We start from the raw sequence: 20,524 nt of genomic DNA on the forward strand, positions 1-20,524 counted from the left end.
CCCATGAAAAAGCCGCGATTATCGCGGCTTTTTCATGGGCGCTTGGCTTAAACGTTCGCGGGTTTAAATCAGCTCAGCCCACATGTCGTATTCATCCGCATCGACGATAATCACGCGGACTTTATCGCCTGGTTTGACCTCAGTGCTGGCGATGAAAACGCTGCCGTCGATTTCCGGGGCGTCGGCGTAACAGCGAGCTACGGCGCCTTGGTCGTCGACTTCATCGATCAACACGTCCATCTCTTTACCAACTTTCAGTTGCAGGCGGGCGGTGCTGATGGCTTGTTGGTGAGCCATGAAACGGTCCCAGCGATCCTGCTTCACATCGTCTGGTACCAGGTCATCGAGCAAGTTAGCCGGGGCGCCTTCAACCGGCGAATACTGGAAGCAACCCACGCGGTCGAGCTGGGCCTCGGTCAGCCAGTTGAGCAAGTATTGGAAGTCTTCTTCGGTTTCACCGGGAAAGCCGACAATAAAGGTTGAGCGGATGGTCAGCTCTGGACATATTTCACGCCAGTTCTTGATTCGCGCCAGAGTTTTGTCTTCAAAAGCTGGGCGCTTCATTGCCTTGAGCACTTTCGGGCTGGCGTGCTGGAACGGGATATCCAAGTACGGCAGGATCTTGCCAGCCGCCATCAGCGGGATCAACTCGTCGACGTGCGGGTACGGGTACACGTAGTGCAGGCGTACCCAAACGCCCAGGCTGGAAAGTGCCTCACACATTTGTGTCATACGGGTTTTAATCGGCTGACCGTTCCAGAAATCAGTTTTGTACTTCACATCAACGCCATAGGCGCTGGTGTCTTGAGAGATAACCAGCAGCTCTTTAACCCCGGCCTTAACCAGGCGTTCGGCCTCGCTCAACACTTCACCTACCGGGCGGCTGACCAATTTGCCACGCATTGACGGGATAATGCAGAAGCTGCAGCTGTGATTACAGCCTTCAGATATTTTCAGGTAGGCATAGTGGCGCGGTGTTAGCTTGACGCCTTGTGGCGGCACCAAGTCGATCAGCGGATTATGATCTTGGCGCGGCGGCACGACTTCATGCACGGCATTAACCACTTGTTCATACTGCTGCGGGCCAGTGACCGAAAGCACGCTTGGATGAACGTCACGGATAGAGCCTTCTTCAACGCCCATGCAACCGGTGACTATCACCTTGCCGTTTTCAGCAATGGCTTCGCCAATCACTTCCAGCGACTCAGCCTTGGCACTGTCGATAAAGCCGCAGGTATTAACCACGACCACGTCGGCGTCTTCGTAGGTTGGCACGACCTCGTAACCTTCCATACGCAACTGGGTCAGGATGCGCTCGGAGTCCACCAGGGCCTTGGGGCAACCTAGTGAAACGAATCCGACTTTAGGAGCGGTGGTGGACATGCGGCAAACCTCTGGCTACGAGCGGCGGACACGAAGCATGTCCATTGATCAAAAAGTGCGCAATTCTAGCGGCCCTTGATGAGATTATCCAGTGTCGTTGATAGAGTGGTGAGCCCAGCGTGACAGTAAGCTTTATAGGAGTAATTGTCTGGGGTATCGGCAACTTGGTCCTGTCCGATCAATCTGCGTGGTCAATGCTATGAAAGATGGCATCCTCCCGATGCTGGACCAGCTTTCAGGGGGGGGCTGACATTGATCTGTCATGACTGGCAGCAGTCGATCCAAAGCCGATGGTCGAAAGGTACAAAAGCAGACGCTCAACGGCAAAGCTCACTTACGCGAATAGGGCGAAGCGGAATTGGCTTCAAGTAGAGTGAGTGGTTAGAAGTAATCACTATCTCGAAAGACATGCTGAAATCTTAATAAACATTACGCCCCTATCAGCGCCTTGTTATTCGGCATTGCCGGCCTCTTTGAGCACATGTGTCAGACGATCAATGTTCTGCTCGTTTGCGGAGCCAGCCCTTTCTTTGACGGCTTTGGCTGTTTCCGAGTCTTCGAAAACCTGCTCCCACGTCAAGTGCGTACCTTCGCTGACAGGAGACAGTTGCACAGTAAGCTTGAAGTTTGGAGGGCAATCGTGATGGATGACAATTTTGACATCAGGCACAAGCTCTTCAAAGAAGCTCTCATTGAGATAGTTTTTTCCGCCAGGGCCGTGCATCACGAACTTCCAGCGACCGCCAGCAGTAAACTCAAAAATTTCGAATGTATTGGAAAATCCTTCAGGTCCCCACCACAATGCTAATAAATCAGGCGACGCAAAAGCGCCATATATTTCTTTGGGTGAGAATGGCAGGGTTCTTGAGGTGCGCAGAGTCCTATCTTCAGTCATGACCGTAACTCCTAGGTGTGTGGGTTTAGGGGCGCATGACGATTAAGCTAAGGGGCGGCGGCACGCCGTCCCAGCGAACGAAGTGAGCGAAGAGAATTCTAGATAACCCCGCGCTACCAATTTCGACTTTTCAAAGCCCATATAAATCATAGACCTACATTTTGCGCCAAACCCTCAGCTGTAATCGCGCGACTTCTGCATTTTGTCGCCAATACCACTAGCCGAAGATAGATCACGATCAATAGGTGGTCGAGGAAACTGAGTGTAACCCTTGACTGTAGGAGGTCGCTTTTGGCCGGTAGTTGACTCAGTCACGATCGGCAGATATTGGCCAAGAGCAGACGTTCATGTCGATCGCTAAGCTGACGTTGTTCTCCCCGGAATGGACGTCACCCGTTGCGCCAAACTAGTGCGGTTGATTGCAAGTTCACCGCTTACATCAGGGCCGCGATAGACCATGGAAGTTTCATGATGCACGTAGTCGCCATAGCGCTGCGCACTCAGCCAATTGAACGAGCCGATACACAGTAACTCCTCATCGGCCATAACGATCTTGCTGTGCACCTTGTTGACCACGCACACCTGAACATCCCGGGTTATCAGCGCTGCAATCGCGTCTGTGAATTCAGCGATTCTCTCGGGGTCGCCCTCAGGCTTGGCGCGCGTGATACCAGTGTTGAATCCCAGGTCGGTATACACCACCACCTGGACGCCGCGCTGCACCGTATTGCCCATGATGTCCAACGCGCCACTTTCCTGAATCCATCGCAATTTCACCCAGGGCGTTACGATCTGAACCTGATGGCGAGCCGATTCCAGCGCCTGCATCAGAAACCGATCATGCTCTTCAACTTCATGCAGGTGGCTCAATCCTGTTTGCGGGGTTTGTAAATCCTCCCTGGGTTGATACTCGAAAATCAGCTCGTTCGTAGAATCCGCAAACAGAAACTGGGTCAAACGCCCACGCGGCTTGCTTATCGGCACCTGGCTGAACAGGTCCATGTCACCAAACACCAGAAAACTGTCCTTGGCGCGAGAAACGGCAACGTTCAGCATGCTGTCCTTGCGGTCGATAAATTCGCCATCGGCATGTTTGGAATAGACGGCAGAGAAAATCACCACCGGCCGCTCGGCGCCCTGGAAGGAATGAACCGTGCCGACAGTCATCTCGCCATCGCCTTTACCGGTCTTGATGCCCAGTGCTGTGCAAGCCTGAACGATCGCCTGCGTCTGTGCGCCGAACGGCGTGATCACGCCGAGGATTTCCCACAAATCCTTCTTGTAGCGCTTTATCAGCTCGGCGCCATTCGCTTGAATCCACGCAGCGATCGTCTGCGCTTCCAGGAGGTTATGACGGCTACCGCCATTGCTCTTCTGGCACATTCCATCAATATGCAGGTAGCCCAGCCCCGGCAAGCCACCTTCCGGTTTTCTCCCTCGTCGCGGCTGCAGCTTGCCCTTGTAGCAAAGGGCATTGCAGTAATCGATTATCGAGTCGTAGCAGCGACGATGCTCATACAGATACATGCCTCGGGCTAGGTCGTGATCGTAATGATACCGACTGGTCGCCTGGGCGATGGCCATGACGCTACCGTTGGCCGCGCTACGGCCGCTATCGCAAAAGGCGGCATACTCGTCATCGACCTTGTCGCGCGATAGCAGACCGGCGCTCATCAGGTTGCCAATATCGACCGCAGCCGGAATCGACCAGATGGGTTCGATCTGCTGAGTGTCGCCGATCACCAGCGCGTGCTTGGCGAGCGCGAACGACGGCGCGGCGACTTCAGGAAGGACTTGGCCGGCTTCGTCGACGATCAGAAGATCGATGAAGTTCAGCGCGTAGTCATCGACGAAGCCGTTACCGTCGTGCCGCTTGCAGTGCAGCTCCCTGGGCAGCCTGAAAAAGGTGGCCACCACGCAGGGCGTGAGCTTCATCCACCGCCGCCAGTTTTTCTCCAGGGTCTTGCGACCGTTTTTGCCGCGGCTCTTGAGAATCTCTGGCAGGCTTTCGGCGACTTCCATCAGCCAACGACCTTCCCAGTAATGGGTAGTCAGCAGGAAGATTTCGAAACGCAGGGAAGTGTCCGCCCAGCTGTCGCAGTCGTTGAGAGTCACCTGGGCAGCAGGCCTGTCGGTAGGGGTCGGCAGAACGGCAATCACGGCCTGCCAATTCAATACCTGACGTTGCTCGGTTTGCAGCAATTGCCGGGCCTGCTGCAGTCGGGCCTCGATTAATTCCTTAGCCTTGCTGGCTTGAGCAACGGAGGCAGTCAACCGGGTTTCGATTTCGCTAACACTGGCGGCGTTTTGCAGTTCGGTGTTGGCCTCATCGAGATGTAACTTCGCCAAGCGCAGACGTTTGCCAGCGACCGGGCCAAACCAGCCGAACAGCGTGTAGATCAGCGGCTCATGGGCCAGGTAGTGTTTGAAAACCTTCAGACGTGCTTGCGCGTTCGCAAGCTGTTCGGCCTGGTTGAGGTGCTGTGCGTCAAGATGCGCCATGCCTGCCTGTGGATCGTCGCTCAGCAATGCCTGGATGGCTTCGCGAGCGCCGACCAGTTTGGCCCAGGCCTGCTCGATATCGGTGAGTTGCTGCTGCCGCGAGCGGATCGCGGCCTGGAGCTGCTTGACCGTGCCTTGGACGCTCGGGCTCAGGTCATTGGGGAAGGCGATGGTGGCTCGGGCCAGGTAGGCCTGTTGCGCCTTGTCCAGATAAGCCTGTGACTCAAGCTCGGTGAAAAAGCTTTTGGTCTGGTAGGTACTGGCCATTTCCGCTTCGGCCGAAGACTTGGGAAAGTAAGCGCCGAAGCTTTTGATATCGGGCAGCCAGCGCCCCGCAAAGGGACCGCTCCCTTCTGAGAAGTCCTTGCCGAACGTTTTGATGATGTTGGTCACGGCTTGGTTGTTGGTGGAACTGGCCACGATCACCGGCGGCTCGCCACCGGCCACCGCGGCTTTGGCCCAGAGCGAGGCGACGACCGAAAGCAGCAAGGTGGTTTTACCAGTACCCGGCGGCCCGTTGACAGCCAGCACATCCCCCATATCAGCGACGAGGAGATGAGCCAAGCCATCACGTTGGGCGGGCGCCAAGGCATATTCGTCCCCAGCATGGCCAAGTCGCGCGGCAAACTGGCTGTTGGCGGGCAAGCAAACTTCGTCAGGGCTAGAATCGCGCTGAGCGAAGCGGTCGAACAACGGTGCGTCGGGCTTGCTGTCGCGCAAGTAGTCGTAGAGGCAGACGATATTGCGGCTGAAGCCGTCAGCTTTGTCTTCCTTGAGCAAATAGCAGAAGTTGACGAGGTCGAAGCCATCCTCTACCCCCTCCCAGCCGCTGGTGACCTTGCGGAACATTTTCATGCAGAACTGCAGATAGGCATTCCACTTGTCGCTTTGCTGGTCTACGGTCAGTTCTTCACCCTCGGCAGATGGATCGAACTGCGACACATCTTCGGCGGACAAAAACGCGTCCAAATCGACTTGGGCACCGATGGCGAAATTGTCGCGGTCCAGCGGTTCGAGAATGTCGCGGGGCATCAGGGTTTGCGATGTCGGATAAAGACGACCATCGCGGGCGACTAACACTCGACCTACAACCGGGGTGATGAACGCCGGCAGACCGTTGCGGGCTTTGCGGTGCTCTAGGCGTGACTTGTAAACCAAGGGCCGCAGGGTGATTTCTACGCAGGGTAACTCAGCGGGTTCGTTGGCGAATAACAGGCTCACCTGATCTGCCGGCACACACCCGGCGAATAAGGCCTCGATGGGTAAAGCGGTGAGCTTTTGGGCTTGGCTGGTGGACAAGGCTCCGTTGCCATTTTCGGCATCGGCCAGGGAATTGCGCCAGTAGTTCGCGAGTTTGAAGGAGTAGTCGTTCATCGTCCTGATTCAATGCAGACCGTGACTCACTGTGACGGTCGATGGATGGGTGATTGGAGACGAGGGTAACGTGTTGGGTGGTGATGGCCAATCAGGACATGCTGCGCAACTGGATGCTCCAAGGCTCTAACCATCGGTGTCAATGAGTTGTATTGATAAAAAGCTTCCACGAGAATCGGAAATTTACTGAATAGCCCGTGGTTTCATAGGCAACGTGGAAGGCTGCTTTGGGTCGATATCTGCCATCTGTGAGAGTCTGCTTATGGCCCAGAGTGTGTAAAAACACTTTCGTACCTTGGATGCTTCAGCCCAGGGCTACTGGGCGAGGCGATTGCCCAAGCGTTTGCCACAATCAGCACCGATAACGCTCCAGAACATTTATGAAGTGCTTTAGCGTCTCCTAGAGCAACGAAAGCCGGGGTTTTACGCCGCCATTGCCTGTTTGTCAGGGCGTTTTTACACACTCTGGGCCGGAAGCGGTCATCGTGTGTCTACAAAAGCTGGGGCAATTCAGTTTATCCGGACGTCCCTCGTCACCATTGTCGGGACGGGTAAGTTATGCCTTGCCATACGGGTGGAGCTTCACCGGCACTCCGCTCAGCACCGCGTTGCCCGACAACTCGTCCACTACTTGCTCATCTGTGATGTCGTTGATACTGATCCCAGGATGGGCCTGGGCTGTGCTGATGCGCATGCCGGGGCGGTGATGACCCCAGCCGTGGGGCAGGCTGACCACGCCGGGCATGATGTCTTCGGTGATCTTCACGGTCACGATCAATTCACCCTTGACCGATGCCAAGCGCGCCTGGTCGCGGTTGCTCAGGCCGTGGGCGGCCGCGTCCTGCGGGTGGAGAAACAGCGCGCAGCGATCCTTGCCTTTCACCAAGCGGTAGCTGTTGTGCATCCAGGAGTTGTTGGTGCGCAGGTCGCGTCGGCCGATCAGCAACAGGCCAGGCTTGGCCGCCTGCTCGCCGAAACGCTGGCACAGCCGATCCAAATCGGCCACCAACACCGCTGGCACCAGGTCGATCTTCTTGTCCTTGGTGAACAGCCGGCCGGGCAGCGATGGTTTGAGCGGCCCCAGATCCATACCGTGAGGATGCTTTTGCAGTTCTGCGAGGGACAGGCCTTTGCGGGCGAAAGGGTTGAGCCGCTGCAACCAGCCGCTACCGCTACCGTATGGCCCAGCGCGCAAGCCCTGGTCAAGGATGCGCTGGGGCGTGAGGTACTCGCCCAGATGCGCGTTGGCCGCGTATTTGAGGCGCTGCTTCAGCGGCTTGTTGGCCATCTTGCGGCGTTCGATGCGTTTGCTCAGCTCGCTGAATATGTCCCAGTCGGAGCGGGTGCCCGGAGGGTGGACGAACAGCGGCTCGGCGTACTTGGCCACGTTGTGCACTGAGAACAGATTGAAGATCAGGTCGTACTGCTCGTGTTCGAAAGGCCCGGTCGGCGGCAGGATGATATGAGCGTGGCGTGTGGTTTCGTTGAGGTAGAAATCCACCGAAACCATAAACTCCAGCTGTTCCAGGGCCTGTTCCAGTTGTCGGCCGTTGGGCGAGGACAGTACCGGATTGCCGGCGACGCTGACGAAGGCGCGGACCTGGCCCTGGCCGGGTACCAGCATTTCCTCGGCCAGCGCCGAGGCGGGCAGCTCGCGGTTGAATTCAGGCAGGCCGCGGACTCGGCTGCGATAGCGGTCGAAGCCACCGCGTCCGGTGATCTTCAGCATGTCCACCGCCGGGGTGCTGAACATCATGCCGCCGGCGCTATCGAGGTTGCCGGTGAGGATATTCAGCAGGTTGATCAACCAGTGGTTGAGAGCACCGAATTCCTGGGTGGAGATACCCATGCGGCCGTAGCACACCGCCTTGTCGGCGCTGGCGTACTCCACGGCAATGCGCTCGATATCCGCCGCGGCGATGCCTGTCCGCTCGGCGATGCGCGTCAGCGGCATACGCTCGAGCAGAACGCTCAGCGCCTCCCAGCCCTTGGCCAGTTCCAACAGCCGGCCCGGCTTGCCCAAGCGGCGTTCGATGATCACCTGCAGCAGGCCGAGCAGGAACAGCGCGTCGGTGCCGGGCTGGATAAATTGGTGTTCGCTGACGTAGAGCGCGGTTTCCGTGCGCCGTGGGTCGATCAGCACTATCTGGCCACCGCGCCCAGTAATGGCCTGCAAGCGGCCGAGCACATCGCCGGCGGACATCAGGCTGCCGTTGGAGGCCGCCGGGTTGGCACCGAGCATCAGCATATAGTCGGTGCGGTCGATATCGGGAATGGTGAACAGCTGGCTATGCCCGAACATCAGGTAGGACACCAACTGGTGCGGCATCTGGTCTAGGCTGGAGGCGGAGAACTGGTTGCGTGTGCCCAGTGCCTTACGAAAGCGGCCCATGGTCAGCAGGATGCCCAGGTTGTGGGCGATGGGATTGCCCGAGTAGGCCGCCAGCGCATCGTTGCCGTGGGCCGCCTGGATCTCGGTCAGGCGGCTGGCGACTTCCTCCAGGGCGTCGTCCCAGGAGATCGGCAGCCACTGCTCGCCGACGCGTTTGAGCGGTGTTCGCAAGCGCTCTGGATCGTTGTGCAGATCCTGCATGGCATAGCCCTTGGGGCAGATATGGCCGTGGCTGTGCGGGTCGTCCGGGTCGCCGGTGATGGAGAGAATCTTGTCGTCCTGGTACTCGATCTTGATGCCGCACATGGCCTCGCACAGGGTGCAGGTGCGCAAATGGGTCTTGACCTCGACGCTGGCAATGGTCGCGCTTTTATCGTTGGCCGCGCTTTCTACAGAAGCCGCCACGGCTGGCTGGGCCTGGTTAGCCGCCTGCCGCCGCGCGCGGATGATCTCCAGCATATGCGCGACTTCCACCACCTTGCGCCGCGGCCGACCTTGAGGCTCGCCCTGTTCGCGTTCGTGGGCGTCGAGCAAGCTCCAGTCGGCGAAGGTGACAAACTCAATGCCGCGCGTTTCAAGTAGGCTCAGCACATCGGCGGTCTGTCCCGCCGCAAGCGCAGCAGGCACCTCGGCCAGATCTGCCACTAGGCGGCCGACGGAGTCCACCGCGCACTGCTTGTTGCTGCCGATCACTCCGCTGGCACCGCGCTTGATCCAGCCGGCGGCATATTCCTTGGTGGACACAGCCTGGTCGACGAGAACCCGGCCGTTGTCGTTGGCAATCACCCCGCGTCGTTCGTCGAAGGCCACGCCAGGAATAGCGACTCCCTGATAGCCAGTGGCGTTGATCACCAGGCTGGCATTGAAGTGTAGGTATTGGTCGGTGGCAACGACGCTGACCGAGCCGCGCCCGTCGTCCTGCAAGCCGTTGCGCACACATTTCATCGTCGTTACGCGCTGGTTCTCGCCAGTGAACTCGGTCGGCGAGGCCTTGAACACGAAACGGATAATTTTACCGCCGCGTTGCGGCCGGGCCTGGGCTTCCTGTAGCAGGGCCATATTGTGCCGGGCTTCGGTGTTCAGCGGCTCGGCCAGCTCCGCGGCGCAGGCGGCGTCCAGCAACAGATCTTCGGCCTCCACCAGGATGTCCACGTCCTGGGTGTCCAGCAGTTGGCGCAGTTCCTTGGGGGTGAAGGCCGCCTGCACCGGTCCGCGCCGGGCGACCAGGCAGACCTCGCGGATATTGCTCTGGCGCAGGGCCTCTAGGGCATAGTCGGCGATGTCGGTGCGTTCCAGCTCCGCCACCGGCATGGCGAGGATGCGCGCGATATCCAGTGCCACGTTACCCATGCCGATCACCACCGCGGTGTCGCCGGATAGGTCGACCTGCAGGTCGCGATAGTCCGGGTGGCCGTTGTACCAGCCGACGAAGGCCGAGGCCCCCTGGATACTGCCCAGCTCGGCACCGGGCAGGGCCAGCGGGCGGCTGACCGAGCCGCCGGTGGCGTAGAGCACCGCGTCGTAGTGCGCGAGCAGTTCGTCGCGGCTCAGGTCGCGACCCAGTTCGACGTTGCCGAAGAAGCGCACCTTGGGCGAGCGGGCGATCTTATCGAAGCTGGCGGACACCGATTTGATCTTCGGATGATCCGGGGCGACCCCGTAGCGCACCAGGCCGAATGGCGTAGGCAGGCGCTCGAAGATGTCCACGGTCGATTCCGGCAATTGCCGAAGCATTTCATCGGTGGCATAAAAACCCGAGGGACCGGCACCTATCACCGCCAGGCGGCGGGCCGGGCCGACCGCGCGCCGCACCTTGGTCGCTTTGCCGGCCTGGCTGTCGTCGACATCCAGGCTCTCGGTGATCGGCGGGTACTGCTTGGCCATGCGCGCGTTAAGTTCGATGTAGTCTTGCATCGGCTCAGGCACGGCGGAATCCGGGTAGATGGCGCGCACCGGGCATTCGGTCAGGCAGGCATTGCAGTCGATGCACACCAGTGGGTCGATGTAGAGCATCTGTGGGCCTTCGCGGAAGGCATCCACCGGGCATACATCTACGCACTTGGTGAACTTATCGCCCAAACAATTTGCGGTTACGACGTATGCCATTTTAATTCTCCTGTACTTGACCCTTTGGCCGCCCCGGGAAGTCCCGGATTGCAGCATTGATTGCCTGCAATTTTGGGGGCTCTGGGCTACGTCGTCTTGACACTAAGCAGTCTGTTTGACATTTTGTGCCACGACCCTGGCAACCCGGAACCCGCATGTCGAAGGACGTCTATATCTCCTGCGCTCTGGCCGAAACCCTGCGCGATTACATCGACAAGAACCAGTTGGCCGCGCCTGATGTACTCGAGGCACTTGCGCCATATTCCAGCAGTCAACGCATGCCGATCCTGTTGTTTTGGGGCTTGCTTGAGCGCCTGCAAGTCTTGCATCCAGTGCCAGCGCTGGGCCTGCGTATTGGCCGTTGTGCCAAGCCGCAGCATTTCGGCGTGGTCGGTTACCTGGCCGCTTCCTGCAGTGGCCTAGGCCAAGCGCTGATGCGCTATCGACGCTTCCAGAGTCTGCTGGTAAGCAACCTCGATGTGCAGGTGAGCCAGCGTGGCACGGTAATCCGTTACAGTTGGGGGGAGGGCGAGCACGACACTATTCCGTTGGCCAGCGAGTTTGGCGTGGCAGCTTTCGTCAACCTTTACCAGGCGTTGATCGGCCATGATATTGCACCTATTGCCATCGAAATTCCCTATGCGCGACCGCCGCAGCCGTCCATATACGAGGCATTGATGGGTTGCCCGGTGCGCTTCGAGGCGCCGCGCCACGCCCTGGAAATTCCCGCCAGCCTGCTGGCCATGCGCATCGCCAGCAGCGACCCCTATATGCGCGGGCTGTTCGAGCAGCAGGCCCAGGCCATGCTGGCGCAACAGCCCAAGCCCGACGCTTTTCTGGAGCAGTTGCAGTGCCAGATGATGGCTGCCTTGCAGGAAGGCGATCCCTCCGCCGCCGCCCTGGCCGATCAGATGAATTGCTCCCTGCGTACTTTCTACCGGCAGTTGGCTGATCATGGTCTGCGTTATCGGGTGCTGCTCGCGGACGTGCGCTTCAAGCTAGCGCGTATGTACCTAGCCGACCCTCATCTATCCTTGGTTGAGGTGGCTCTGCTGCTGGGTTATTCAGAACAAAGCGCCTTCAGCCGCGCGTTCCGTGCCTGGAGCGGCAATACCCCTGAGCGCTACCGCCGTCACTTGCAACAATCTTTCCCTTCGCCACTGGGCTAGAACGATTGATAGCCTAGTCATATGGCAATCGTCAGGATTGTAAAAGTTGACGACCTGAAGGCATGCTCATATAAGCGAGGTTCACTACGTATGGGCTAGTGCACTGGGGCTACCGGCACTTCATCCCTGACCTCTTTGAATGCCCTGGTAATGTATCGCTCTTCGACGTCCTCCTTGGTTTCGCAAGCTTCATCATCGAATATCTGCGTTGAAATCCAGCACTCGCGTGGCACGATCAAAGGGAACTTGCCGACCGAAACCACTCTGGGGCGTGTGTCGCCGTGTTCTGTGCGGCGTATCCGCACTGTGTTTGTTTGCCAACCGCTGACTCGGGCCAGGTGCTGCACGCGGCCGAGCAGATCGGCCGTGAAATCTTAGCGGCGATGAGCACGCCAGTATCACCGCCGGGAGTTGACAACGAACTCGATAATTTGCATATTTATCCAGTCGGATAAATTTATATCCCTTTCTATCTAACAGTGTCTCAACAAACATAAAAAGGAATGAGTCATGCGCGTTTCTATAATCATGGGTGCGGTGTTGTATGTCATGGGGCTTTCGCTTCACTCCATGGCGTTTGCGGAGCAAGCTCAAGCTCCAGCTTACAGCTCGGCGACAACGCCAATTGGGGAGTTACTAGAGGACTCCAGAACTCGGGCGGTGATCGACCATCACTTTCCTACTCTGGCCAATCATCCGCAGGCTAACATGATGCGTGGCATGACCTTGCGGGATATTCAGCCTTTCTCTGACGGGGGGATTCAGGACGAGCAGCTCGATGCTGTCGATGAGGATCTGGCAAAACTGCAATGATGTGCAGTCAAGCTGGCCATCTTCAGGCCTGAACGGATCGTTCTATACGTCAAAGGTCTATCGCTTCGATCATTGCCAAATTGAAATTGATCATCGAAAGCAGTCTAAGTATGTAGCGGCGTAACCGGATAAAGGGTACGCCGTCGCCACTGCTGCCAATGATCAGAGGGGCCTTTACTGGCGGGGTGCGGGCGTGGTGGTTTCAGCTGCCGACCAGATGCGGTAACGCACTTGCATATCGATGGGTGTGTAGATCACCAGCGGTAGCTTGCTGTTGTAGCGCACCAGCATGGGCTCGCCGCCCACCTGTACGAAAGCCGGCTTGCGGCTGTTGTCGGGACAGGCCATCAGGGTGCTGACCGCCGGGCCGATCGAGCCCAGTTCGTAGTAGGTATAGCCCCAGCCTTGCACCGTCTTCTCTTGCCACTGGCCGCCCAGGCGCTGCTGGTTGCAATCCACTTCCATAGTTTTTCCGGCGATGAGTTCCACCTTGTGCTCCGCTTCCTTGGTCTGGGCCGGCAACTCGATCACATAGCGATTGTAACCCTCGGCCGCCACCGGGAAGGGCTTGAGTGCTTCAGGCGTGGAAGCACAGGCGGCCAGTGGCAGGGCGCAGGCGATAAGAGGCAGTTTGAACGTGTTCATTAAGAGTCCTTGCTGAAAAAGCCTTGTGGGCGTCCATGAATGGTGGAGACCGCCTAGTCGGCGGAATAGCACTGACCATTGTGAATAGCTGAAGTTCCTGCGCTTTGCAAATCGCCGCGACAAGCTCTAATCGTGAGGTGGACCGGAGGCCAGGAGCCGTTTAAACCTGCGCGTGATGCTCTATATCGACACCCGCGAACTGTTGCCGTATCGCGGTGGTGATGCCCCGCGTGGGGGCGATATGGAACTGCCTTAGGATTTAGCGAAACCTGCCGCCCGGTTAGCCCAACAATGCAGGGATGGGCTTGTCGCGGACTTATGCCAGAGTAGCCCCCGGCGGCCTTGCGCTGATCAGGCTCGAAAGACCATCCAGATCACGGCATCGGCATGAGCTTCGATGGCTTCTGGGGTGAGCGCGTCGCGATCGTGGGTGTACTTCAATTCGGCCGTTAGCAGATAGGGCATCTGTACGACCGAGACGATCATGTACAGCAGCATCAGCGGGTCGATCTTGGCAAGGCCGTTAGCCTGCTGGGCGAGGGTAATCATTTTCAGCACGCCTTCATGGGATGGTCGGATGAAGGTTTCCGCGACCCACTTTAAACGCTCGGATCCGGTGATGGACTCCTGGACCATCAGTCGTGCGTGTTCGGGGTGGCGCGCGCAGTAGCGGACGTAATTGCGCACGTACTCCTTGAGGTCGTCGAGATCGGCTGGCCTCGAGGAAAGGTCGGGCGGCGGCACTTCTACCTGCAGGCGCTGGAATAGATAGGAGGCGCTTTCCTTCCAGAGCGCCTCCTTGTTGCCGAAGTGATAGCGAATCATTGCGTGGTTGACCCCCGCTTGTTCGGCAATCCCCCTGAGGCTGACCGCTTCAAAACCATGGGCGGAGAACTCTTCGAGCGCGATTTCCAGTATCTGCGCGCGGGTTTGCTCGCTCCGTTCCTGCTTGGTAGCGCGAGGCACATGCATTGCGTCTTCCTCTCTGATGTCTGTTCGCCTTGAGTTCAGCGTTTTTACTCGGCTTTCCGAGTGTTGACAACGTACCTGATAATCTACATATTTATCCAGTCGGATAAATTTATGCCTGTTTGACATCCGAAGCTTCTCATTGCCTGGCATGACGAGCATCCATGGCCAGTATGGGCATATGGCGATAACAACAAGAAAGGACATGAAGATGAGTTTATTGCTTCAGTGCATGAGGGCTAGCGCAGGCGGCAGCCGCAGTCAGCAACAATGGAACCACGTGGCCCCGTTGTCACAGGATTGCCAGCAATATAAAGAAATGTCGGCCTCCACCCGTTCGGTCTCGGCCGAGCTTCAACCCTTTCGCAAAAGACTCGGCGCAGTGGTCGCACTGGCCGCACTTAGTTTCTGCACCCTGCACATCGTCACGGAAGCACATGCGGCCCCAGCTACACCAGGCCCTGAGCAACCCAATATCGTCTTGCTGATTGCCGACGACATGGGTTGGGGCGATCTCTCCAGCTATGGTCACCCGGTATTCGAAACGCCCAATATAGACCGGATGGCGCAGGAGGGGCAGCGCTGGACCGACTTCTATATGAGTTCGCCGATTTGCTCACCGAGCCGCGGAGCCATGCTCACAGGGCGTGTCGAAACGCGAACAGGGCTCTACGGAGTGAGCAACTCCGTGGTAGTCGCGAATGACCCGAACAGCTTCCTCGACAAGGAAACCACCATAGCCCAGATGCTCAAGGGCAATGGTTACAGCACCGCCTTGTTCGGCAAGTGGCACTTGGGGGATGCGATTGCGGCCTATCCGACTCGAGCCGGGTTCGATGAGTGGTGGGGAACGCCGATGTCCAATGACGCCTATTTCGTTGGCGGCGTGACCAATGAGCAGCTGCGTAAGCGAGCAATGAGTGGTGAACCGCTCCAAAAGATATATGCCGAGTACATTGCTCAGGCAACGGCGAGTTTCACCAGCCCCAGGAGTGAGATGTGGGATATCCCGCTGGTCAGCAGCTATCGGATCAAGGAGGGCTCGCAGGTTCGCTATGAAGACAAGGAACTGGAGCGTCCCATCGATCAGGGAACCTACAACCGCCGGCTGACGGACCAGGTTGTCGGCTATGTGAGCAAGAAACACGACCGGCCTTTTTTCGCCTGGGTCGGATACGAGAAACCGCATTTACCGCATTTCGCCGGACCTGAGTTTGAGGGCACAAGTAAGGGTGGGCGCGTCGGCGATGCGATTGCCGAACTCGACCACAGTGTAGGTCGGGTGCTCGACGCCTTACGCCGTAGTGGAAACGACAAGAATACCTTGGTGGTGTTCGTGAGCGACAACGGCCCTTGGTTGTGGTTCGAGGAGCTGTCGGGCTCGGCGGGCATCCTGCGCGAGGGCAAGCGGTCCACCTATGAGGGGGGCGTGCGAGTTCCGGCCATATTCTGGCAGCCGGGCACAGTCACTCCGGCGGTGGTGCATGGCATCGGCTCCGGCTATGACCTGCTACCTACCTTTGCGGCGATGACGGGGGCCAAGCTGCCGGTCGCGGAGCTCGATGGCATCGATCTCTCCGTGACGCTCAAGGATCAGGCGGATAGCCCGCGCCATACCATGCCCTATTACTTGGGCGGCAAGCTGATGGCTTGGCGCGAGGGCGGTTGGAAACTCAACATCCATGAGGCCAGTGCACGTTTCGGTGGGCGAAAAGGCAAGCTGGCCAAGCCGACCCTGTACCACCTAGACCGCGACCCGGGCGAGAAATACGACCAGGCGAACCAGGAGCCAGCCATCGCGGAGCGCCTCTTACGCAATGCCTTGGCGTTCGAGCAGTCGGTCACCAAAGAAGGTCCAGCTTTCGATCAGGTCCTGAAAACATCTAGGTAATCACTGCTGCGCCCTGGGGAGCCAGCAGAGCACTCCAGGGGCTCGCAGCGGGAGCAGGCTAAGGCCTGAGCCGCCACACATTACAACAACAAAAAAGGTAGTGAAGATGAATGCAATGTTCTGCAGGCAATCCTCTGGCTCCATGCGAACAATTAGGACGAGGCGAAAGAGGCGCGGTCCCGAGCTGGCGGCTGCTGGGCTGGCGGTGCTCGCCGCTCTCCCGCTCGGAGTTGCACAGGCATATCAGTTCCACTCTGGGGACTGGGCGGGATCCATCGATACCACCATCTCTTATGGCGTCAACTATCGTGTCGAGGGACAGGACAGTAAGTTGATCGCCACCGCGAATGGCGGTTCCGCACCGAATGCCAAGCGAATCAATTCCGACGACGGCAACCTCAACTTCCAAAAGGGAGAGTTATTTTCCGAGGTGGCCAAGATTGTCTCGGAGCTCGGTTTAAATTATCAGGGTACCTACGGGCTATTTCTACGTGGCCGTGCCTTTTACGATTTCGAACTGAAAGACGATGATCGCCGACATCGGGAAATAACCGATGATGGGTTGGATGATGCCGGGGCCAGCGCGGAGTTGTTGGACGCATTCGTATATGGCAACTGGATGTTCGGTGAGCGCAATCTCAATGCCCGTCTTGGACGTCAGGTCGTCAATTGGGGCGAGGGATTGTTCTATCGCAGCGGAATCAATGCGAGCAACCCAGTCGACCTCAATGCGCTACGTGCTCCAGGATCGGAGGTGAAGGAGGCGCTGATGCCGACCTTCATGACCTACGCCTCTTTTCAGTTGAACGAAAGACTCACGCTCGAAGGGTATTACCAGCCTGGGTGGGCCTGGGAAAAGACCAAGCTGGATCCCTGTGGTACTTATTTCTCGAGCGCCGACATCTTCGGCTCGGGCTGCGACTACTTAGCGGTCGGAACCTTCGATAATCCCTCCATGGCCGGGGCTCCCTCCGTTCTGTTTGTGCCACGAACGTCAGATATCGACGCAGACTCGGCCGCGCAATTCGGTGCCGCCTTGCGCTGGTTTGCTCAGGAGCTGAACGACACCGAGTTCGGGCTGTATTACTTGCGCTACAGCGATCAGCTGCCGCGGTTTGCCGCGACCGTTTCCAGTCGGTTCGGGGCGCTGCCGATTCCCAGTACGGCGACCTACTATGCCGAATATCTGGAGGATCGCGAGTTATACGGCATGAGTTTCAATACCACCATTCTGGGCGAGGGCATCTTCAGTGGTCAGTCGCTTTTTGGAGAGCTCAGTTATCGGCCCAATGCTCCAATCAATCTGTCAAACGGCACTGTCCTGGGAGCGGCGCTGCTCAATCCGGCGGGACTTCCTGTTGGGGCTCGGGTAGAGAACCTCCGAGAGAAGGAGATGTACCAGGCCTCACTTGGGACTATCCGAGTCGGTCGAGGGGTGCTCGGCTCTGACTCGACGACTTTGATTGCCGAACTGGTGGCCAATCGAGTTATGGGACTGGAGTCCGGCCCGGAGTATGGGGACGTCACCAGCAGTGCTTATGGCGCTACGGTCAATGTCTCGATGAATTACACCGATGTGTATAGAGGCATCAACCTCGTACCGACTTTGAGCCATGCTCGGGCATTCAACGGTGTCGCACCGGCCTTGACCAATGGTCTCGACGAGCAAGCGTGGAGTACTTCGCTGGGGCTTGAAGCCAGTTACTTGGACGTACTTTCTTTGGGTGTTCGGTATGTCGACTTCACCGGCGGTACCTCCGGTGATCGGGACTATCTCTCCTTCAATGTCAAATACAGTTTTTGAGGGGCCATCATGTTCAGACTGAAATTTCTGCCTGCCGGCTTGGTGATTTCTGCTTTGCTGCAATCTTCGCTGGCGCACGCTCAAGTAGACGCCGCTCAGGCGGCTCGACTCGGCCAGGATCTTACCCCGATAGGGGGAGAGAAGGCCGGTAATGCCGAAGGTACCATCCCTGCGTGGGACGGTGGCCTGGCCAAGCGCGCCGACGCCTACGATCCGGAGGTTGGCTACAAGGACCCTTTTGCCGAGGACAAGCCGCTGTTCACGATCAGCGCAGCCAATGCAGGGGAGTACGCCGACAAACTCAGCCCCGGCCAACTGGCAATGCTGAAACGTTATCCGGATACCTGGAAACTGTCGGTGTACCCGACGCGCCGCTCGGCTTCCTATCCGCAACATGTGTACGAAGCGGTCAAGCTCAACGCCCTCAACGCCAAACTGATCGAGGACGGCAATGGTGTCGCCGATGCCAAGAATGTTGTGCCGTTCCCTATCCCGCAATCGGGGTTGGAGGTGCTCTGGAACCACCTGATGCGTTATCGCGGTGTGGGTATCAAACGCTACTTCGCCGGGGCACAACCACAAACCAACGGCGACTACACGATAACTAAAACTACGGACATCATCCTGTTCAACCAAAATGTCACCGACTCCAGTAAGCGTGACAGCAACATTCTAGTGTACTTGCAGCAGTCAGTTCTTGCACCAGCACGCAAGGCTGGCGCGGTGACTCTGGTACACGACACCGTCAACCAAGTGAGCACTCCGCGTCTGGCGTGGAGTTATACGGCCGGCCAGCGTCGAGTCCGCCGCGCGCCACAGATCGCCTACGACAACCCGTCGAATGATGGCCAGACTACGACTGACAACAATGACATGTTCAGCGGGGCCCCCGATCGCTACAACTGGGAGCTGCTTGGCAAGAAGGAAATGTACGTTCCGTACAACAGCTACCGCCTTGCGTCCAAGACGAACAAGTACAGCGACATCATCAGGCCCGGTCACGTCAATCCGGACCTCCTGCGCTACGAGTTGCACCGGGTCTGGCATGTGCGCGGGGTGCTCAAGGATGGCAAGCGGCACGTCTACAAGCAGCGCGATCTGTTTCTTGACGAGGACACGTACCAGATCCTAGTGGCCGATCATTACGACAACCGTAACGAGATCTGGCGAGTCAGTGAAGCCAACACCATCAATTACTACGACCAGCCCCTGGTATGGGTTACGGGCGGGGCGGTCTACGACCTGATTTCCGGACGCTACAGCATTGGCGGATTGGCTAATGAGGAGGTGCCGTTTGACTTCAACGTCTCCCTGTCTCCGACGGACTTCTCGCCAGGAAAACTGCGTCAAGGTGGTATTCGTTGAGCGACCGAGGCAATGCACCACGCGCTGGTGAAATCACTGGAACGTGGGTACTGGGTCGCTCAGCTAAGGGGCGATGATTCTGCGCTGCTCAGCGCAAAGAGCAGTGAACCCGTATTGCGGAACGAAGACTGGAGAGGTAGTACATGGTGATTCCCACCACTCCACCGGCAGACATGGTTTATCTGCCAGGTGGAATTTTCAAAATGGGTTCAGAGCGCTTCTATCCAGAAGAACGGCCTGTTCGCCAAGTGCGTGTCGATGGATTCTGGATTGATTCCACGCCTGTCACCAACCGGGAGTTTTCTGCTTTCGTGGAGGCAACTGGGTACAAGACCTTTGCCGAGCGCGCTCCGGACCGAGCCGACTATCCCGGTATGTCAGAGGAGATGGCTAAAGCGGGGTCGATGGTGTTTATGCCGCCCAAGCCCTCCGAGAAACTAGTCAACCCCATGCAATGGTGGACGTTTCGTTTCGGCGCATGGTGGCGAGAACCACTCGGCCCGGGTAGCTCGATCGAAGGGTTGGAGAATCATCCAGTCGTACACATCGCCAATGTGGATGCCGAAGCCTATGCCGCCTGGGTGGGTAAGGCGTTGCCGACTGAGGCCGAATGGGAGTATGCGGCCCGCGGAGGTGCCGATGGGCTGGAGTTTGCCTGGGGAGACAGCCTGGCTCCGGAAGGGCGGATGCTTGCCAACTATTGGCAAGGTCGTTTCCCGGTGGAGAACCAGCTTCTAGATGGCTGGGAAAGGACTTCCCCCGTCGGGGTTTTCCCGGCCAATGGCTATGGTCTGTTCGACATGATCGGCAATGTTTGGGAATGGACCTCCGACTGGTTTGCTGCGCCATTGGCCGTGCAGCCGTGTACTTCACCTTGCTGTGTGCCGAGCAATCCGCGTGGCGGTTGCGAAGAGGACAGCTATGACCCCGCGACCCCCGGCATTCGCATCGGCCGAAAGGTGCTTAAAGGGGGATCGCACCTCTGCGCACCAAACTATTGCCAGCGCTATCGGCCCGCCGCGCGCATTCCGCAGGCCGAAGATACATCGACCTGTCATGTCGGTTTCCGCTGTGTATGGCGTTCATCTTCCGCGCTAGTTGCGGCCGGGGAGAGGACGGACATTCGCGCCTTGGCCGTTTCATAAGCTCGTGCATCCCCGGGAGGGGGCTGGTGGTCGGATGCTCGCTCGCCGAGACGTGGCATTCACCGCAGGAA

12 protein-coding genes and 1 pseudogene are annotated in these 20,524 nt (G+C 58.1%); 6 read left to right on the top strand and 7 right to left on the bottom strand.

Translation table 11 applies throughout. From position 1 onward, the window contains the following. Nucleotides 1-63: 63 nt before the first annotated feature. The 5 genes and pseudogenes from rimO to B9K09_RS22925 all read right to left on the bottom strand — a co-directional run. Nucleotides 64-1,383 carry a 30S ribosomal protein S12 methylthiotransferase RimO gene (rimO, locus tag B9K09_RS07150; RefSeq protein ID WP_087516159.1) on the bottom strand — a complete coding sequence of 440 codons (1,320 nt, stop codon included), beginning with the start codon at nt 1,381-1,383 and terminating at the stop codon, nt 64-66. Nucleotides 1,384-1,834: 451 nt separating this feature from the next. Continuing rightward, complete coding sequence (locus B9K09_RS07155; RefSeq protein ID WP_087516160.1) at nt 1,835-2,278, bottom strand: SRPBCC domain-containing protein; 444 nt, start codon at nt 2,276-2,278, stop codon at nt 1,835-1,837. Nucleotides 2,279-2,635: 357 nt separating this feature from the next. Further along, a complete protein-coding gene (locus B9K09_RS07160) occupies nt 2,636-6,154 on the bottom strand; it encodes an AAA domain-containing protein (RefSeq protein WP_087516161.1) in 3,519 nt (1,172 codons plus the stop codon). 556 nt (nt 6,155-6,710) lie between these two features. After that, nucleotides 6,711-8,906 carry a molybdopterin oxidoreductase family protein gene (locus B9K09_RS22770; protein WP_256574306.1) on the bottom strand — a complete coding sequence of 732 codons (2,196 nt, stop codon included), beginning with the start codon at nt 8,904-8,906 and terminating at the stop codon, nt 6,711-6,713. An 852-nt stretch (nt 8,907-9,758) separates the two neighbouring features. After that, a pseudogene (locus B9K09_RS22925) lies at nt 9,759-10,709 on the bottom strand (4Fe-4S binding protein); the annotation flags it as partial. 98 nt (nt 10,710-10,807) lie between these two features. Here B9K09_RS22925 and B9K09_RS07170 point away from each other — a divergent pair. Both B9K09_RS07170 and B9K09_RS07175 read left to right on the top strand, forming a co-directional pair. Then, nucleotides 10,808-11,821, top strand: a complete 1,014-nt coding sequence (locus tag B9K09_RS07170) for an AraC family transcriptional regulator (RefSeq protein WP_087516163.1) — start codon at nt 10,808-10,810, stop codon at nt 11,819-11,821. Nucleotides 11,822-12,331: 510 nt separating this feature from the next. Continuing rightward, nucleotides 12,332-12,634, top strand: a complete 303-nt coding sequence (locus tag B9K09_RS07175) for a hypothetical protein (protein WP_087516164.1) — start codon at nt 12,332-12,334, stop codon at nt 12,632-12,634. Between the two features lie 174 nt (nt 12,635-12,808). Here B9K09_RS07175 and eco read toward each other — a convergent pair whose 3' ends face one another. Both eco and B9K09_RS07185 read right to left on the bottom strand, forming a co-directional pair. Continuing rightward, nucleotides 12,809-13,279: a serine protease inhibitor ecotin gene (gene eco / locus B9K09_RS07180; RefSeq protein ID WP_087516165.1), complete on the bottom strand. Its 471-nt coding sequence runs from the start codon at nt 13,277-13,279 to the stop codon at nt 12,809-12,811. Nucleotides 13,280-13,630: 351 nt separating this feature from the next. Further along, nucleotides 13,631-14,251, bottom strand: a complete 621-nt coding sequence (locus B9K09_RS07185; RefSeq protein WP_087519020.1) for a TetR/AcrR family transcriptional regulator — start codon at nt 14,249-14,251, stop codon at nt 13,631-13,633. Nucleotides 14,252-14,459: 208 nt separating this feature from the next. On the opposite strand from B9K09_RS07185, the gene B9K09_RS07190 reads away from it, so the two are divergent. The 4 genes from B9K09_RS07190 to B9K09_RS07205 all read left to right on the top strand — a co-directional run bounded on the left by B9K09_RS07190 (nt 14,460) and on the right by B9K09_RS07205 (nt 20,453). Then, the gene (locus B9K09_RS07190; protein WP_218191984.1) at nt 14,460-16,139 is read left to right on the top strand and encodes a sulfatase-like hydrolase/transferase; all 1,680 of its coding nucleotides are present in this window, start codon (nt 14,460-14,462) and stop codon (nt 16,137-16,139) included. A gap of 106 nt (nt 16,140-16,245) precedes the next feature. Continuing rightward, nucleotides 16,246-17,943 carry a DUF1302 domain-containing protein gene (locus B9K09_RS07195; protein ID WP_087516166.1) on the top strand — a complete coding sequence of 566 codons (1,698 nt, stop codon included), beginning with the start codon at nt 16,246-16,248 and terminating at the stop codon, nt 17,941-17,943. Between the two features lie 9 nt (nt 17,944-17,952). After that, nucleotides 17,953-19,308 (top strand): DUF1329 domain-containing protein, encoded by a 1,356-nt coding sequence (locus B9K09_RS07200; protein WP_087516167.1) that lies wholly within the window; start codon nt 17,953-17,955, stop codon nt 19,306-19,308. Nucleotides 19,309-19,451: 143 nt separating this feature from the next. Continuing rightward, the gene (locus B9K09_RS07205; protein WP_218191985.1) at nt 19,452-20,453 is read left to right on the top strand and encodes a formylglycine-generating enzyme family protein; all 1,002 of its coding nucleotides are present in this window, start codon (nt 19,452-19,454) and stop codon (nt 20,451-20,453) included. The last annotated feature ends 71 nt before the right edge of the window (nt 20,454-20,524 follow it).

Origin of the sequence: Pseudomonas sp. M30-35 (genome assembly GCF_002163625.1) — a bacterium.
Lineage (GTDB): Bacteria > Pseudomonadota > Gammaproteobacteria > Pseudomonadales > Pseudomonadaceae > Aquipseudomonas.

Coding starts and splice junctions, on each gene's coding strand:
- rimO (WP_087516159.1), bottom strand. CDS start 1,383: ATGTCCACCACCGCTCCTAAAGTCGGATTCGTTTCACTAGGTTGCCCC.
- B9K09_RS07155 (WP_087516160.1), bottom strand. CDS start 2,278: ATGACTGAAGATAGGACTCTGCGCACCTCAAGAACCCTGCCATTCTCA.
- B9K09_RS07160 (WP_087516161.1), bottom strand. CDS start 6,154: ATGAACGACTACTCCTTCAAACTCGCGAACTACTGGCGCAATTCCCTG.
- B9K09_RS07170 (WP_087516163.1), top strand. CDS start 10,808: ATGTCGAAGGACGTCTATATCTCCTGCGCTCTGGCCGAAACCCTGCGC.
- B9K09_RS07175 (WP_087516164.1), top strand. CDS start 12,332: ATGCGCGTTTCTATAATCATGGGTGCGGTGTTGTATGTCATGGGGCTT.
- eco (WP_087516165.1), bottom strand. CDS start 13,279: ATGAACACGTTCAAACTGCCTCTTATCGCCTGCGCCCTGCCACTGGCC.
- B9K09_RS07185 (WP_087519020.1), bottom strand. CDS start 14,251: ATGCATGTGCCTCGCGCTACCAAGCAGGAACGGAGCGAGCAAACCCGC.
- B9K09_RS07190 (WP_218191984.1), top strand. CDS start 14,460: ATGAGTTTATTGCTTCAGTGCATGAGGGCTAGCGCAGGCGGCAGCCGC.
- B9K09_RS07195 (WP_087516166.1), top strand. CDS start 16,246: ATGAATGCAATGTTCTGCAGGCAATCCTCTGGCTCCATGCGAACAATT.
- B9K09_RS07200 (WP_087516167.1), top strand. CDS start 17,953: ATGTTCAGACTGAAATTTCTGCCTGCCGGCTTGGTGATTTCTGCTTTG.
- B9K09_RS07205 (WP_218191985.1), top strand. CDS start 19,452: ATGGTGATTCCCACCACTCCACCGGCAGACATGGTTTATCTGCCAGGT.